The following is a 14,201-nucleotide window of genomic DNA, read 5'->3' on the forward strand; positions in this document are numbered from 1 at the left end:
AGCCCGACATCGATGAGTCAACCCGTGAAGGTTGCGATCACCGGCGCCGCCGGTCAGATCGGCTACGCCATGCTGTTTCGGATCGCAAGCGGCGGTCTGTTCGGACCTGACCAGCCGGTAAAACTCGGCCTGCTGGAAATCACCCCGGCCCTCGGTGCGCTGAACGGCACCTTGATGGAGCTGGACGACTGTGCGTTCCCCTTGCTCAAGGGGGTGACGGCGACCGACAACGCCGAGGAAGCGTTCGCCGATGCCGACTGGGTGCTCCTCGTCGGCGGGATGCCCCGCAAGGAAGGCATGGACCGCGCCGACCTGATCCGGGCCAACGGCCCGATCTTCACCGGCCAGGGCAAGGCGATCAACGCCGCGGCGCCGAAGGCCAAGGTGCTCGTCGTTGCAAACCCGTGCAACACGAACTGCCTGATCGCCATGTCCCACGCGCCGAACGTCCCCCGGCAGAACTGGTTCGCCATGACCCGGCTCGATGAGAATCGGGCCAAGGCCCAGCTTGCCCAGAAGGCGGGCGTCGGTGTCTCGGACGTGACTCGGATGACGATCTGGGGCAATCACTCGGACACCCAGTACCCGGATTACAAGAACGCCCGGATTGGCGGCAAGCCGGCGACGGAGGTGATCTCCGATCACGCCTGGCTTTCCGAGACGTTCATCCCGACCGTCGCCAAACGGGGCGGCGCGGTCATCAAGGCCCGGGGGGCCAGCTCGGCGGCCTCTGCGGCGAACGCGGCGCTCGATTGCGTCCGGTCCTGCTCGCAAGCGACCGCCGGTGACGACTGGCACAGCGTGGCGATCTTCTCCGAAGGCAACCCGTACGGCGTCCCCGGTGGCCTGATGTACTCGTTCCCGATCCGGACGGGAAGCGACCTGTCCTGCTCGATCGTCACCGACCTGGCCATCGACGACGATGCCCGCCGTAGGATCGACGCCTCGGCCGACGAGCTGCACAAGGAACGGGAAGTGGTCAAGGAACTGCTCGGGCCGGCCGTCTGAGCGGCTTCTTGCCTCTTGATCGAGTTCGATCGGGGCCTTTCTCTTGGAAGGGGAAAGGCCCCGTGACCGCCTTTGAATCACGAAGGATCAGCCGATCGGGCGGCTCAATCGGATCGAGATCGGAAGCTCCAGGCCGTGCGACTCCATGAGGGCCTCGTCGCCGAGGATCGTCTCGGGGAGGCCGTCGGCGACGACCCGACCGGCGTCGAGGAGGGCGACGCGGTCGCAGAGTTCGAGGACCATCTCGAGGTCGTGGGTGGCGATGAGCTTGGTCGCGGGGAGCGACCGGATCAAGCTGAGGAAGTTGCGTCGGGAGCGGGGATCGAGGTTGGCGGTCGGCTCGTCGAGGACGAGGACGGTCGGCTCGCAGGCGAGGACGCCGGCGAGGCAAGCCCGCTTGCGTTCGCCGAAGCTGAGGTGGTGAGGAGGGCGGTCGGCGGCCTGGGCCATGTCCACGAGGCCGAGGCAGTGCAGTGCGATCCGGCGGGCCTCGGCCTTGCGTTTGCCGAGGTTCAAGGGCCCGAAGGCGACGTCTTCCAGCACGGTGGCGGAGAACATCTGGTCGTCGGGGTCCTGGAAGAGCAGGCCGACCCGACGGCGGATCTCGGGGCCGTTGCGCTCATTGACGGGGAGGCCGTCGATCCAGACTGAGGTCGCGGACTCGGGGCGTTTGATCGAGGGGAGGCCGTGGCCGTGCCCGAGTCCCGGATCGCCCGCGGAGCCGAGGCGACCGGGGAGCAAGCCGTTGAGGTGGAGCAGGAGCGTGCTCTTGCCCGCGCCGTTGGGGCCAACCAGGGCGACGGTCTCTCCGGCTCGGATTTCGAGATCGACGCCGCGGAGGGCCTCCTTGCCGTCGGGGTAGCGGTATCGGAGCCCTCGGACGAGCAGGGAGGCCGGAGGGGGGGCATCACGGGAGGTCGGCGTCATGGTGAGGCAAGATCGGGCTTATCGGTCGGGTGGATCGGGGCCGTCGAGGCTGCGGAAGGTACCGTCCCACCCCCGGGCGAGCATCGCCGCGTGGACGCGCTCGCCACGCTCGAAGGATCGGAGGAGCAATCCGGCGATCAGGGACGCTCCGAGCGGCCATTCTGACCATCGGGAGTTTCGGAAGGATCGGGACCGTCGGGCGCGGGCCATTCGGCCGAGCTGATCGGCCAGGACGAACAGGTAACGGTACATCAAAAGCAGGGTGGCGACCAGCACCGTCGGGGCCCTGAGGCGTTCGAGGGCGGTCATCAGGTCGCGGAAGGGCGTCACATGTGCCAGGAGCAAGACGGACAGGATCGTCAGGCAGTTCTTCGCCAGGATGGTCCCCCCGACGATCCAGGGGCCGAGCGCCGGAGCCATCGGGTGCGAGTGCGCGATCATCACCGCCAGGAGGACCACGACCGGCAAGACAGCCAGCCCCCTTCGCATCAGGAGTCCGGGTGGAACCCCTGAGATCCCGATCAGGAAGGCCAGGAGAATGGCCGCCCCCCCCAGTGGCCGCCAGACACCAATGGGAAGGAGGACCACCGAGATCACCAGAGCCAGGGTCGCCAGGAGCTTGACCCTCGCGTCGATCCGGTGGAGCGGCCCTCGGGCCGATTGATCGGGTTCGAGCCAGTCAAGCCGCATGAGGTTCCGGCCCTTTTTCGGCAGGAGAGGAGGGACCCAGCTCGTTGTGGTTTTGTGTGTTCTGGGTAAACGCCCTTGCCAGGATGAGCCCGGTGATGAACACGGTGAGCGTCCCGATCAGTCCCACCGCGGCGGTCACCAAGGCGATGTCGGGCAGCCCTTCGATCGAGTAATCCCTCATCGGCCCGGTGAGAAGCGATCCGGCCTCGTCGTTCAGGAACCCGAGCCGTCCGCCGACGAATTCCAGTCCGTCGTCCTTGGGAGAGGCAAGCGGGGCGAGAAAGGCTGCGACGGCCAGTGAGGCCGCCAGGCCACCGAGGGCCACGCGACTCCAGCGGCCTGATCGGGTTGTGGCTCCCTCGTCGTCGAAGATCAGGTCGGGACGAACCGAGAGGACCGTTCGGAGCACGAGCCCGGTGATCATCGCTTCGCCGAGGCCGATAACTGCGTGGATCATGGTCATCCAGCCGAGAACCCTTGGCAGGTCCGACCAGTAGCCCGAAGCCGCCAGCTCGATCGTAAACGCCAGGGAGGCGAGCAAGACCGAGAACCAGGCCGCGACCATCGCACCGATCAGGACGCCGGACTGGCCGCCGACGGATTTGCGGATTGGGTCGTAAATGGCGTAGCCACCGACGCTTGCGATCAACCCAAGGTTGACGAAGTTCGCCCCGAGGGCCAGGATGCCGCCATCGGCAAACAGCAAGGCCTGCACGAGAAGCACGGTCCCAAGGACCAGGGCCCCAGCCCAGGGACCAAGCAAGACTGCCGCCAGCACCCCACCGATCAAATGCCCGGAAGCCGGCACGACAAAGAGCGGGAAATTCACCATCTGGGCCGCGAACACGAAGGCGGACATGACCCCCATCAGGACCATCGTTCGGTCCCTCAGACGCGTTCTTAGCCTTCGCAAACCAAGGGCAAATCCTCCCAGAGCCACGGCTCCAGTCGTGAGAATGACAGGTTGAGACAGCAAATTGTCCGGAATGTGCATGGATTCGGCTCCGCCGGGAACGGATCTCGGGGTCGCACACGATTGCCCCGTCGAGCTCAGACGATTTCCGTGCCCGTATGCGCGTTTTCACCATTCGCGCATAAAAGGCCCGGTGTCGTCAACGGTCTGGAGGCTCGAGTCGGTCCGAATTGACGGGATTGAAGCGCTTCCGTATGGTCTTGGCCGTTCCCTTCTCCGTTTGTTCGCGCTGGTTTGCCCGTCACGCGATCGCTCTTGCAATGCCTTCCGCCTGCGGCCAAGGTCACCTGGAGGACCGCCCATGCGAGCGTCACGGAAGCGCAGGATCGTCACGCTGCTGATCGTCCTGGTTCTTCTGGGAACAGCAATTCCATTGGCGATCTGGCGGTCGTTGACCTATGAACCGCCGTTTTACCGCAATCTGGAAGCCAAGGACCGAACGATTCGACGGGTCGAGGCCGATCGGTTCGTCTCGCAGACGTTTCAGCTCCGGAACGATATCGCCAATGAGACGCGCTGGGAGGCGAGCTTCACGGACGAGGAGGTCAATGCATGGATTGCGGAAGATCTGGTCACGCACTTCGCCGAGTATCTGCCTGAAGGCGTCCGCGATCCCTTGCTTGTCTTCGAGCTTGACCGAGTGACACTGGCCTTCAAGCTCGATCGGGGCCCGTTCAGGTCCTTGATCTGGGTGGTAGCCAGAGTCGAGGTTGCGGGAGACAACACACTTGCGCTTCGCCTGGAGAAAATCCGAGCCGGGGCCATGCCGATCTCTCCTGATGAGGTGGTCGGTCCGATCGTTGACCGGGTCAAGGCGCACGGATTGGATGTCGATTGGACGAACGATCGCGGGGAGGCGGTGGTTCACATCCACTACTCGCCGACGCCAGATCGACACGATGTGGTGCTGGAACGCGTGATCGTTCTCGACGGTCGGCTTTACCTCAGCGGACGATCGGACCGGGAAGCGGGTCGGGTGTCAGAGCTGACGCTGCCGTCCCGGCGCATTCTTCAAATCAAATTTCCTATCCGGAATCGCCAGCCACGATCTCCGAGCCGGACGAGCTCCGCCTCGCCAATGACCTGATCCCCGAACAGTTGAATCACCACCCTGTCCTCGGTCCAGAGGATCGGGTGATAGGTTCCTCGATCGATGCGAAGAACGGTTCCCCGATCGTTCGAGATCGGCCCCTCGTAGTCGAGGTAGACGACGCGGTGGTCTGGCAGAGACGTGGCCCCGATGTTGATTCCGGGGACGGGAAGGTGCGTGAGGGCCCAGGTGCGCAGCCGATCGCCGGCTTCGAGCATCAGGTCCCAGTGGACACCGTTCCATCGGTGTTCCAGGAGCACGAAACGATTCGGGGCGGCAGAGGGGGTCGGATTCTGAAGAGAGTTGAACCTCATCGAACTGGAGCAATTGGGACTGATGGCCTACAATGAGGCTGTTACAACCCTCACGAGAAGTCGGGCAGCCCTGGGTCCCAGGAACATCGTCCCGAAATTATTGCCGGAAAGGAGCGCTCGATGGATCGCGCCGCGATGATTGAGAAGCTGAACGAAATCCTCAAGTGGGAGTATGCCGGGCTGGTCCAGTACACCCAGTATAGCTTCCTCGTCCGAGGCACCTGGCGAGAGGTCTATTACAAACTCTTCCGAGACAGCGGCGAAGAGGCTCTGGAGCATGCTCACAAGGTCGGCGACAAGATCGCGGCCCTCGGAGGCGTGACGACCGTCGAGCGGGGAGAGGTCAAGGTGACGACCGACCTGAACGAGATGCTTCGCAACTCCCTGGAGATGGAGCGTCGGCACGTCGAGTTGTACACCCAGGCGATCGAGCTGTGCGAAGACCGCGACGTGGGCATGCGCAACCTGCTCGAAGACATCTGCCAGATGGAACAGGACGGGGCCGACCACCTGTCCAAGATTCTCGACGAGGGGGATTTGAGCGTCGGGACCTCGGCCCGTCCCCAGCAGCGAACCGGCTGATTCGGTGAATAGAAGCAAAGAATCGAATGGTCAAGGCCTCGGGAGGAATTCTTCCCGAGGCCTTGATTTGTCGTTGAAGACCAGTGAATTCGATTCGATCGCTGTCGGGACTGAGTCGCTCGACGGTGTCGGTCAGTAGTCCGAGCCGTCTCCGACGGCATGGCGAAACCGCTGCGGGCTGTTCGGGCCGGGGAAGGGTAAGGTGGCGGGCGCCTCCTCGTCTTCAGCATCAAGGCTCGCGCGAGCCTCGCTCATACTGAGAACACCTTGAAGTTGAGCCCACTGGCGCGGTTCGAGTTGCATTGAACGTTGCGTGAACCAGCCGATCCCTTCTGCGTGATGTTGCTCGCACAAAGAGATCGTCAGACCACCTTGATCCGCTTGCTCCAGAGCGACCTGGAGTCGTTGACAAGGGGCCGAACCCGGCAGTGTCGCTAGGACCGTTCGCGCCACGGTCGTCTCTCCCTGGAACCGAACCGTCGGGGTGGAGGAATCGAAGGCTGGTGTTCGCGATTGAGATTCAGTCTCAGCTCGGATGTTCGAATCATACCGGAAGGCCATGTTCGATGGCAAGCGCGAAGTGCAGCGGTGTTGAAAAAAACGAGAACGGGCCGATTGGACGGCGTGTGGGAAAGGTCTTCTGGTGACGAGGCGATCGTCCATCTGGCCTGGTGGGTTCTGCTCGGTTAAGCTCAGGAAGCGTCGACCGCTGATGGCGGACGGCCAGGGAGGCGGGCAAGAGCGCCATCGGAGCTGTTCGAATCGATAGCGACGAGATCGTCGCGAGGGGGCAAAGGCGTGAGCCCGAAAGAGGTTCTGGCATACATTCGCCAGCGAGAGGTGTTCACGGTTGATCTCAGGTTCATGGATTTTCCGGGTGTCTGGCAGCATTTTGCCATTCCGGCCGAGGCGCTGACCGAGGCGACCTTTCAGAATGGGATTCCATTTGACGGTTCCAGTGTCCTGGGATGGCGAGCGATCAACGAGGCCGATTTGCTGGTTGTTCCTCAGCCGGAAACGGCGTTGATCGACCCGTTTGCAGCACGTCCGACCCTGACGATGATCTGCAACATCCAGGACCCGATCACCCAACAGGACTACACGAGAGACCCGCGTAATATTGCCCTGAAGGCGATGCAGCATCTTCGGGAATCAGGCGTGGCCGATGATTGTCGGATTGCTCCCGAGCTGGAGTTTTTCGTCTTCGATCGGGTGCGGTTCGATCAGACGGGCAACCAGGCGTTTTATCACGTCGACTCGGAGGAAGGAGCCTGGAATCAGGGGAGAGATGACTCGGGGAACCTGGGATACAAGCCGCGATCAACCCTCGGCTATTTCCCGTGCCCTCCGATGGACAGTCAGTCGGACTTGCGGACTGAGATGGCGCAGATCATGAGTGACTGCGGCATCGCCACGGCGGCGCATTTTCACGAGGCCGCCACGGCCGGCCAGGGGGAGATCGACCTTCTTCCTCGGTCACTTGTTGAGGCGGCCGATCATGTGATGCTTGCGCGCTATATCATTCGCAATGTGGCGAGACGGCACGGCAAGTCGGCGACCTTCATGCCCAAGCCCCTGTTTGGCGAGAATGGATCGGGGCTCCATTTGCACCTTGGCTTTCGCTCGGGGGGGCAATCGTTGATGGCTGGCAAGGATTATGCCGGCATGAGCGAACTGGCCATGCACGCTGTCGGGGGTCTGATCCGCCACGCGCCGGCCCTCTGTGCGTTTGGCAACCCGACGACCAACAGTTATAAACGCCTGGTAGAAGGGTTCGAGGCTCCCACGAAACTGGCGTACAGCCGTCGAAACCGCCAGGCGATCGTCCGGATCCCAGTCCATGACCCCGTGACCGATGGGCGTCGGATCGAGTACCGATGTCCTGATGCGTCGTCGAACCCCTATCTGTTGTTCGCGGCTGTACTCCTTGCGGCGCTCGACGGGATTCAGACGCATGCCGACCCCGGTGAGCCGTTCGACCGCGATCTCTATGAGGTGCGGCCTGAGGAACTGGACGAGGTACGAGGCACGCCGCGGTCACTCGACGCGGCGCTCGATGCGTTGTCCCAGGATCATGATTTTCTTCTTCGGGGTGATGTCTTCACGCCAGATGTTATTGATACCTGGATCTGGTACAAGCGTCAGTATGAGGTCGAAGCGGTACGGGTTCGGCCTCACCCGTATGAGTTCTCGCTCTATTACGATGTTGGTTGAGTCAATAAAAGGATCGGGTCGCGGTCATCCGTCCGGGGTGTCGTGCTTCTCGGAACGAGAGGGCTCGAGCACCCGGGTGAAGGTCGCGACCAAGATCGATAAGACTCCCAGGATCACATGAGGGATCCAGATCAGACTGGCGAAGCCGAACAGCCAGGGGGATGCCGCCAGAAAGACTCCGGCGGCGGAGTCGAAGGCCAGGTGAGTGGGCATGGCCAGAAGGCTGACACATCCGGCTTCATAATCGGTCATCAATGAGTAGACGATGACCAATGCACCCACCACAACAGGCACCCAGGTCTCGGGGCCTCCGACCGAAAAACCGAGCACCCAGGGCATGAGGATCAGGCTTGCTCCGACCAAGAAGTCGAGCACGCCGTGGTTGCGGGTGGAGAGGAACCGCATCGGTCGTTCTTCCTTGTTGGCTCGGTCTGATAAGGCAGGGTGCAAGGAGAGAAGACAGCGGAAGGTAATAAACGGATGAGGAGTCGATCACCTCGCACCGACAAGACAGGCAGTTGCGGAGAAGATGCACTGCGGAATCAAGGCTCGCCTGGGACGATCGAGGGGCAACGAGAACCGCCCGCCAGGGCCTGGAGCCACGAGCGGGCGGTGTGAGGGCAATCAGTCAGTCGGAGATTGAGTAATCACTCCTTCTCCTTGACCTTGAAGCCCTTGTCGAAGGCGGCGGAGGAGAAGACGAGGGTGAGCTTCTCGGCGTCTTCGGCTCCCTCAACCTTAGCAAGGCAGTTGCCACAGCAGAAGGCAACGGAAGCACCGGCGACCTCAGTAGCCTTGGTGTCATCGGCCGGTCGGCCGGAGAGCGGGCAGGCGGTCTGTTCGGCCTGGCCCGTGGCGACGAGTTGAGCATTGGCCTTTTCGGCGAACTTCGCGGTATCGGCCTTGAAGGCGTTCGGGCACTTGCCGCAGCAGAAGTAGACCGAAGCACCCTTGTACTCGACCTTTTGCTCGGCCTTGACCGGGGCGCCGGAGACGGGGCACTTGGCGTCGTCGATGCAGACTTCATCGGCGATGAAGGCCATCGCGGGGGCGGCGAAGGCAATGGCGACGAGCAGGGAGAGCGTACGCATGGATTGGTCCTCGTGATCGGAAACTGAGACTCGGGATGCCACGCGGCCGGCTGGACCAGTCCGGGCCGCGTCGTGCAGCGCGGCGGGATCGGGCCGGTTGGAGCCGGTTCGCAGTCTTACTCTAGCGCCTCGACAAGCCGTCGTACAGAGGGAAGCACCCCGGCTCTCGATTCAGGATTGGGGTGGAGCCGACGATTTGCGAGCGGACGGCTCGGCGTGTTCCGAGACAGGGGGATCTTCCCGGAAGGCCAGGAGCATGAGGGTCACGGCTCCGATCACGAGCATATTGTCGGCGAAGTTGAAGATTGGGAAATCGAAGTTGATCGAGTCGACATGAACATGCACAAAGTCGCGGACGTGGCCAAACCGGAGGCGATCGTAACAGTTCCCAATGGCTCCGGCCATGATCAGACCCAGCGCAGCGGTTTGCCAACGGTCGGTTGCGTTTCGGAGCACGAACAACCAGTAAAGGATGAACACTCCCGCCACAATGGACAGGACCGCAAACATGAGGCTTCCGAAGGGAAGGTTTCCACCAATTCCCCAGAGGGCCCCGGTGTTATAGCTTGTTCGAAGCTCAAGAATTTTTCCGAGAACCGAGACAGCGGGAGAGCCGGGCGGACCGACCCGCTGAAAGACGACCGCCTTGGTGATCAGGTCGAATGCCGAACCGCCGAGGGCCAGGCCCCAAAAGAGCAACCATCGACTGACCGGAATGGACGGATTCCCGGTGGAAGCACTAACGGTTCTGGGTTCAGCACCGGCCAAGGGCTGCGTCTCCATCGCCGAGCCTTTCGCGTCCTGCCGGGCCGGATCGGCCCGTGGAGATTTTGATCAACCGAGGGCCACTCGATTTTCGTGTGCCCGGGCGCACTCGATACAATAGCGGGTGTAAGGAAGCGCCTGAAGGCGAGCCTTGGCGATTGGTTTTTCACAGTCGCCACAGCGGCCGAAACCGCCATCGGCGAGCCGGACCAGAGCGGCTTCGATCTCGTCGAGCGTTTCCTGCTCGTTTTCGATCAAGCCGAGGGTGAATTCCTGATCGAAGTTGTCGGTCCCCAGATCGGCCATGTGAATCGGCATGCTCGAAAGGTTTCCATTCCCGGCGTCGCCGCCACGGTTGAGGGCCTCGTCGGTCATCTGATCGACATCACCCTGGAGCCGAGCACGCAGGCTCAGGAGGATCTTCCGAAAACGCTCCTGCTCGTCTTGCTTCAACTGGCGATCATTGGCCATCGAGTCGATCCTCCGCAGGCGGTCAATGCCTGATCGGGGGATCGCGATGGGGAGAAATGCTAGTCTCCCCTCGCCCCCCTTGTCAACGCGATCCGGGCGGTCGTCCCGGTCGGCGTGGATGTGCACGAATGTTTCGACCCTCCAGATTACACCGAAGGGGATCGGCGCCGCCAGTCCTGGCCGCGGTTCCTTGTCGATCGGCTCACTTGACCTGGCCAAGGCTCGGGGTAGCCTTTTTTCAAGAAAGGGCGTCCTTCGGGGCCGTCGGCCGAAGCACGGTCGGGCCTGACTGGGGACGAGTCATGAGCGCCTCCATGAGTACCAGCATGTCGAAATTGATTTTCATTACCGGAGGCAGTGGACTGGTTGGCAGCCACGCGGTCGAGGAAGCGAAACGTCGTGGCCATCGAGTCCGGGTTCTGGTTCGAGCGACCAGTGACACATCCTGGCTGGATCGTCAGGAAGTCGAGAAGGTGATCGGAGACCTCGAAGACGCCGATTCGCTTCGTCGAGGGTGCGAGGGGGCTGACTGGGTCTTCAACTGCGCTGCGAAGGTCGGCGACTGGGGAACGCTCGAAGAGTTTCGTCGGCTGAACGTCAACGCCCTTCGGCTGCTGCTCGATGCGGCGGTCGACGCTCGGGTCGAGCGGTTCGTACATGTCAGTTCGCTCGGAGTTTATGAAGGGCGAGATCATTACGGCACCGACGAAACCACACCGCCGGCGGCCAACTCACTGGATGCATACACACGATCGAAGACCGAGGCCGAGCAACTCGTATTGAACTGCCATACCGAGCGTGGATTGCCTGCCTCGGTCGTGCGGCCGGGCTTCATTTATGGAGAGCGAGACCGCACGGTCTTGCCGAAGCTGATTAACGCCCTGCGCAAGGGAACGTTCGCCTATTTTGGTTCGGGCGATCAAGTGCTCAATTGCATTTACGTCAAGAATCTTGTGACGGGTATCTTCCTTGCGGCCGAGGTTTCCGAAGCCATCGGACAGGTGTTCAATCTGACCGACGGCCAGCGCATCACCAAGCGACAGTTTGTGTCGCGAGTCGCGCAGCTCGCAGGGCTCAAGGAGCCGACCAGGAAGATTCCGCTCGGCCTGGCTCGGGTTCTTGCCAACGTGGTGGAAACGATCGCCAAGACCCGAGGAGCCAAGCGGCCTCCTTTGATCAACAAGGCCCGCTACAAATTCCTGGGCTTGAATCTTGATTACTCCATCGAGAAGGCACGCCGGGTGCTGGGATATCAGCCGCCGTATTCCTTCGAGCAAGGAATCGAGGCCGCAATGGCCGACCTGACTGGTCTGACCTCGACGATCAGCCCGGCACCGGCGGCCGGATCGGCCTCAACGTCCTGATCTGTCGGATCGGTGGAAGGCGAGGGCGTTCGGGTCGCGTTTTGCGAGCCAACCCGCGCCTCGGGTATACTGATCGTCGGTCGACCCCAAGAGCCGAACTCGATACTCGTCCTTTCAGGAAGCTGCCCCGATGGAACAGATCAAAGGAAAGCGCGTCGCAGTCCTGGTGGAGAAGTTTTACGAAGATCTGGAACTCTGGTACCCGGTCCTCCGACTTCGAGAGGCGGGTTGCAACGTCACGATCGTCGGACCCAAGGCCGGCGAGTCTTACGCCTCGAAGCATGGGTATCCGGCCAAGTCTGACGTGGCCGCGGCTGATGTGAAGGCTGAGGACTTCGACGCGATCATCATTCCCGGCGGTTACTCGCCCGATCACATGAGACGTTGCCAGCCCATGATTGATCTGGTGACGAAGGCCGCCCACCAGGGGAAGGTGCTGGCCGCGATTTGCCACGGCCCGTGGATGCTCTGCTCGACGAAGGCGATCAAAGGGCGCAAGCTGACCGGGTTTTTCGCCATCCGAGACGACGTCGAGAATGCCGGGGCCATCTGGGAGGATGCCGCCTGCGTTCGAGACGGAAACATCGTGACCAGCAGGACGCCGAACGACCTTCCCGAGTTCATGATGGGCATTTTCGATGCAATGATCGAAGCGAGTGCTCGCTGATCAGATATTTCCTCGACACCCCCTGGGCTGATCCGATCAGGCGGTTCCGTCCGCAGATCGGGTTGGCTCGGATGGGGAGAGGATCAGATCACGGAGCTGCAAGGAGCCACCGGGTGGAGGGCGAATGGTGAGCCATTGTCCGGATGCTGCCGGATCGGGCGTTGTGGTGACGGGCTGATCGTCGATCCAGAGTCGGACGGTCGATCCTTCAACCTGAAGACGCACGTGGTGCCAGACGTCAGGGGTGCCCTGGGCGGTGTCGGGCAATTGCTTGGGCAGGCCGAGCCGATAGCCGGCAATGCCAATCTGGCCAAGGTCGGCCGGTTTGGCTCGGAGCAATGCGGAGAGCTCGAAGGCCTCCGGCAACGGTGCGGGGAGCCGGAGAGGATCGTTTTCGAGGTCGGGATATACCTCAAGTTCGAGTAGATGAAACGGACTCGTCGGGGTTTCGGTCAGCTGCGGCGGCGAAGCCTTGCGATCATCGAACAGCGAGAATCGAGAGAGAGCGAACAAGACCATCACCATCATGCCTGGCATGGCGATGCGCCACCATATCGGGACCTTCTGTTGAATTGGGAACGGGCATTGCAGTAACATTGCGACCCGAAGCACGAGCGGAGAGACCTGTGGGGCCCGTCTCCGTCCATCCGATTGCGCCGTAGGAGTGGCCCGGATGGGGTGAGGCCGGCCTCCGCCCGCGAGTTCGACGAGTGAGGCCGCATAGGCCCGACCAGGTGTGCCGAGTTTCCGAGCGGCCAGATCGTCGGCCAGGACTTCTTGATCGAGGAGAAGCCGCCGACGAATCCACCAGGCCGGGGGCATCGGAAACCAGACGGCCTGCAGAAGGGTCGAAAGCCAAACGAAGCGTGAATCGTGGTGCTCTGCGTGGGCCAGTTCGTGACGCAAGACCATCCGGAGCCGGTCGGCAGATCCGGGGCCTGGTTGGTCCCATCCTTCCGGCAGAAGGATCATGGGACGGAACTCACCGATCAAGGCCGGACGTCCGAGTTTTGCGGAGACGCAGAGGCGTGGACGCATCGCCGGGTGTTCCGAGATCAAGAGCCTGGCGTACTCCTTGGTCGCCCAGGCAGAGGCAGGTCGAGCGGTCTGGATCAGGTGTCTCGACGCCAGAACGCCGAGCAGGAGCCAGCCGATTCCTGCCGCGACACTGATCAGATAGCCAAGGGTGAGCAGGCGACTCAGGAGGCCCAGCGGAACCACTACCCAACCAAACACGTTGGCCACCGGAGCCAGCAAGGCAGATCGAGGGATGAACCCTTCGATCGTCTCGATCGGGAGCAGCATCAAGGGCCCGAGACTCAGTGCTCCGAGAACGCCGACCCTGGCCACGGCTCTCCGCTGCACGGGTTGGCGACAGGCCATCATCGTGATCATCACGAGTGAGAGCCAGACCGCCGTGACGCTTCCGAGGTCGAGCAGCCAGAGCCCCAGGCGATCGACCATTGCGATCATCGGCGAGTTCCACAACGCGATTGAGGAGGAACGGTGTGCGCAACTCAATCCGAATGATTCTGCGAGCTGATCATCGGCGAGCCCTGGCGTTGAGCCTCGTCAAGCATCGCTCGGAGCCGGTCGAATTCCTCGGCCGTCGGCGGTTTCGAGTCGAGCAACGCGACGAGTGTTCGGTCGAGTGCGCCGTCGAAGACGCGATCGACAAAACGTCTCGTTAAATCGCGGATCGTTCGTTCCGGAGACTTGAGCGGCACGTAAATAAATGTTCGTCCCTCGACGACGTGGCTGACCAGTCCCTTCTTCTCTTCCATGATGTTCAGCAGGGTTTGAACCGTGCTGTAGGCGACCGGCCCACTTTCCTTGACCAGCTCGTCCTGCACCTCTCGGACGCTGGCACGTCCCTTGGCCCAGAGAACCTTGAGGATCTCGAGCTCGCGATCGGTGACCATCTGGACCTTTCTCATGGTGGACGCTCCCCGGCTGCCTGGAACGGCGTCGTTCGATCTCCTCAACGTAGCGGGCCCATCACGTGTAAACAACCCTGAAGTCTTACGGAATTCCGAGATGAGAAA

General features: G+C 62.1%; 17 protein-coding genes. 6 read left to right on the top strand and 11 right to left on the bottom strand.

The annotated features are described in order from the left end of the window. The first annotated feature begins 12 nt into the window (after positions 1–12). Positions 13–1,008 carry a malate dehydrogenase gene (locus HG800_RS07415; RefSeq protein ID WP_169975324.1) on the top strand — a complete coding sequence of 332 codons (996 nt, stop codon included), beginning with the start codon at positions 13–15 and terminating at the stop codon, positions 1,006–1,008. A gap of 87 nt (positions 1,009–1,095) precedes the next feature. On the opposite strand, the gene HG800_RS07420 is transcribed toward HG800_RS07415, so the two are convergent. Genes HG800_RS07420 through HG800_RS07430 form a run of 3 tightly spaced genes read right to left on the bottom strand, consistent with a single transcriptional unit; the run spans position 1,096 to position 3,619 of the window. Further along, on the bottom strand, positions 1,096–1,935 hold the full coding sequence (locus HG800_RS07420; RefSeq protein ID WP_169975326.1) for an energy-coupling factor ABC transporter ATP-binding protein: 840 nt from the start codon (positions 1,933–1,935) through the stop codon (positions 1,096–1,098). 18 nt (positions 1,936–1,953) lie between these two features. After that, a complete protein-coding gene (cbiQ, locus tag HG800_RS07425) occupies positions 1,954–2,625 on the bottom strand; it encodes a cobalt ECF transporter T component CbiQ (protein WP_169975328.1) in 672 nt (223 codons plus the stop codon). Then, positions 2,615–3,619, bottom strand: coding sequence for an energy-coupling factor ABC transporter permease (locus HG800_RS07430; RefSeq protein WP_169975330.1), 1,005 nt, complete (start codon positions 3,617–3,619; stop codon positions 2,615–2,617). Before HG800_RS07430 ends, cbiQ begins: the two co-directional genes overlap by 11 nt. A 280-nt stretch (positions 3,620–3,899) precedes the next feature. Between HG800_RS07430 and HG800_RS07435 the strand changes: the two genes are divergently transcribed. Next, on the top strand, positions 3,900–4,685 hold the full coding sequence (locus HG800_RS07435; protein WP_169975332.1) for a hypothetical protein: 786 nt from the start codon (positions 3,900–3,902) through the stop codon (positions 4,683–4,685). Here the strand turns inward: HG800_RS07435 and HG800_RS07440 are convergent. Further along, a complete protein-coding gene (locus HG800_RS07440; RefSeq protein WP_169975334.1) occupies positions 4,610–5,002 on the bottom strand; it encodes a DNA polymerase ligase N-terminal domain-containing protein in 393 nt (130 codons plus the stop codon). The genes HG800_RS07435 and HG800_RS07440 overlap by 76 nt on opposite strands. Before the next feature lie 120 nt (positions 5,003–5,122). Between HG800_RS07440 and HG800_RS07445 the strand changes: the two genes are divergently transcribed. Beyond that, complete coding sequence (locus HG800_RS07445) at positions 5,123–5,584, top strand: ferritin-like domain-containing protein (RefSeq protein ID WP_169975336.1); 462 nt, start codon at positions 5,123–5,125, stop codon at positions 5,582–5,584. 132 nt (positions 5,585–5,716) lie between these two features. Here the strand turns inward: HG800_RS07445 and HG800_RS07450 are convergent, their stop codons facing one another. Beyond that, complete coding sequence (locus HG800_RS07450; protein ID WP_169975338.1) at positions 5,717–6,037, bottom strand: hypothetical protein; 321 nt, start codon at positions 6,035–6,037, stop codon at positions 5,717–5,719. A 345-nt stretch (positions 6,038–6,382) separates the two neighbouring features. Here HG800_RS07450 and glnA point away from each other — a divergent pair, with 345 nt between their 5' ends. Then, positions 6,383–7,798 (top strand): type I glutamate--ammonia ligase, encoded by a 1,416-nt coding sequence (gene glnA / locus HG800_RS07455; protein ID WP_169975340.1) that lies wholly within the window; start codon positions 6,383–6,385, stop codon positions 7,796–7,798. A gap of 24 nt (positions 7,799–7,822) precedes the next feature. Here the strand turns inward: glnA and HG800_RS07460 are convergent, their stop codons facing one another. From HG800_RS07460 to HG800_RS07475, 4 genes are all read right to left on the bottom strand, one after another. Then, on the bottom strand, positions 7,823–8,203 hold the full coding sequence (locus tag HG800_RS07460) for an SPW repeat domain-containing protein (RefSeq protein WP_169975342.1): 381 nt from the start codon (positions 8,201–8,203) through the stop codon (positions 7,823–7,825). A gap of 242 nt (positions 8,204–8,445) precedes the next feature. Beyond that, complete coding sequence (locus HG800_RS07465; protein ID WP_169975344.1) at positions 8,446–8,889, bottom strand: YHS domain-containing protein; 444 nt, start codon at positions 8,887–8,889, stop codon at positions 8,446–8,448. 171 nt (positions 8,890–9,060) lie between these two features. Continuing rightward, on the bottom strand, positions 9,061–9,657 hold the full coding sequence (gene lspA, locus HG800_RS07470; RefSeq protein WP_235963386.1) for a signal peptidase II: 597 nt from the start codon (positions 9,655–9,657) through the stop codon (positions 9,061–9,063). A gap of 66 nt (positions 9,658–9,723) precedes the next feature. Next, a complete protein-coding gene (locus HG800_RS07475; RefSeq protein ID WP_169975348.1) occupies positions 9,724–10,125 on the bottom strand; it encodes a TraR/DksA family transcriptional regulator in 402 nt (133 codons plus the stop codon). Positions 10,126–10,451: 326 nt separating this feature from the next. On the opposite strand from HG800_RS07475, the gene HG800_RS07480 reads away from it, so the two are divergent. After that, positions 10,452–11,489, top strand: coding sequence for an NAD-dependent epimerase/dehydratase family protein (locus HG800_RS07480; protein WP_235963388.1), 1,038 nt, complete (start codon positions 10,452–10,454; stop codon positions 11,487–11,489). Positions 11,490–11,619: 130 nt separating this feature from the next. Next, positions 11,620–12,156, top strand: coding sequence for a type 1 glutamine amidotransferase domain-containing protein (locus HG800_RS07485; protein ID WP_169975352.1), 537 nt, complete (start codon positions 11,620–11,622; stop codon positions 12,154–12,156). A gap of 36 nt (positions 12,157–12,192) precedes the next feature. Here HG800_RS07485 and HG800_RS07490 read toward each other — a convergent pair whose 3' ends face one another. Next, positions 12,193–13,629 carry a M56 family metallopeptidase gene (locus HG800_RS07490; protein WP_169975354.1) on the bottom strand — a complete coding sequence of 479 codons (1,437 nt, stop codon included), beginning with the start codon at positions 13,627–13,629 and terminating at the stop codon, positions 12,193–12,195. A gap of 44 nt (positions 13,630–13,673) precedes the next feature. Continuing rightward, positions 13,674–14,093 carry a BlaI/MecI/CopY family transcriptional regulator gene (locus HG800_RS07495; RefSeq protein WP_169975356.1) on the bottom strand — a complete coding sequence of 140 codons (420 nt, stop codon included), beginning with the start codon at positions 14,091–14,093 and terminating at the stop codon, positions 13,674–13,676. Positions 14,094–14,201: the final 108 nt, after the last annotated feature.

This window comes from Tautonia rosea (genome assembly GCF_012958305.1).
Classification (GTDB): Bacteria; Planctomycetota; Planctomycetia; order Isosphaerales; family Isosphaeraceae; genus Tautonia; species Tautonia rosea.

Excerpts from the sequence above, each read along its gene's own strand:
- HG800_RS07420 (WP_169975326.1), bottom strand. The coding sequence starts at position 1,935 with ATGACGCCGACCTCCCGTGATGCCCCCCCTCCGGCCTCCCTGCTCGTC.
- HG800_RS07415 (WP_169975324.1), top strand. The coding sequence starts at position 13 with ATGAGTCAACCCGTGAAGGTTGCGATCACCGGCGCCGCCGGTCAGATC.
- HG800_RS07485 (WP_169975352.1), top strand. The coding sequence starts at position 11,620 with ATGGAACAGATCAAAGGAAAGCGCGTCGCAGTCCTGGTGGAGAAGTTT.
- HG800_RS07430 (WP_169975330.1), bottom strand. The coding sequence starts at position 3,619 with ATGCACATTCCGGACAATTTGCTGTCTCAACCTGTCATTCTCACGACT.
- HG800_RS07465 (WP_169975344.1), bottom strand. The coding sequence starts at position 8,889 with ATGCGTACGCTCTCCCTGCTCGTCGCCATTGCCTTCGCCGCCCCCGCG.
- HG800_RS07495 (WP_169975356.1), bottom strand. The coding sequence starts at position 14,093 with ATGAGAAAGGTCCAGATGGTCACCGATCGCGAGCTCGAGATCCTCAAG.
- HG800_RS07475 (WP_169975348.1), bottom strand. The coding sequence starts at position 10,125 with ATGGCCAATGATCGCCAGTTGAAGCAAGACGAGCAGGAGCGTTTTCGG.
- HG800_RS07490 (WP_169975354.1), bottom strand. The coding sequence starts at position 13,629 with ATGATCGCAATGGTCGATCGCCTGGGGCTCTGGCTGCTCGACCTCGGA.
- HG800_RS07445 (WP_169975336.1), top strand. The coding sequence starts at position 5,123 with ATGGATCGCGCCGCGATGATTGAGAAGCTGAACGAAATCCTCAAGTGG.
- HG800_RS07480 (WP_235963388.1), top strand. The coding sequence starts at position 10,452 with ATGTCGAAATTGATTTTCATTACCGGAGGCAGTGGACTGGTTGGCAGC.
- HG800_RS07440 (WP_169975334.1), bottom strand. The coding sequence starts at position 5,002 with ATGAGGTTCAACTCTCTTCAGAATCCGACCCCCTCTGCCGCCCCGAAT.
- HG800_RS07435 (WP_169975332.1), top strand. The coding sequence starts at position 3,900 with ATGCGAGCGTCACGGAAGCGCAGGATCGTCACGCTGCTGATCGTCCTG.
- HG800_RS07460 (WP_169975342.1), bottom strand. The coding sequence starts at position 8,203 with ATGCGGTTCCTCTCCACCCGCAACCACGGCGTGCTCGACTTCTTGGTC.
- cbiQ (WP_169975328.1), bottom strand. The coding sequence starts at position 2,625 with ATGCGGCTTGACTGGCTCGAACCCGATCAATCGGCCCGAGGGCCGCTC.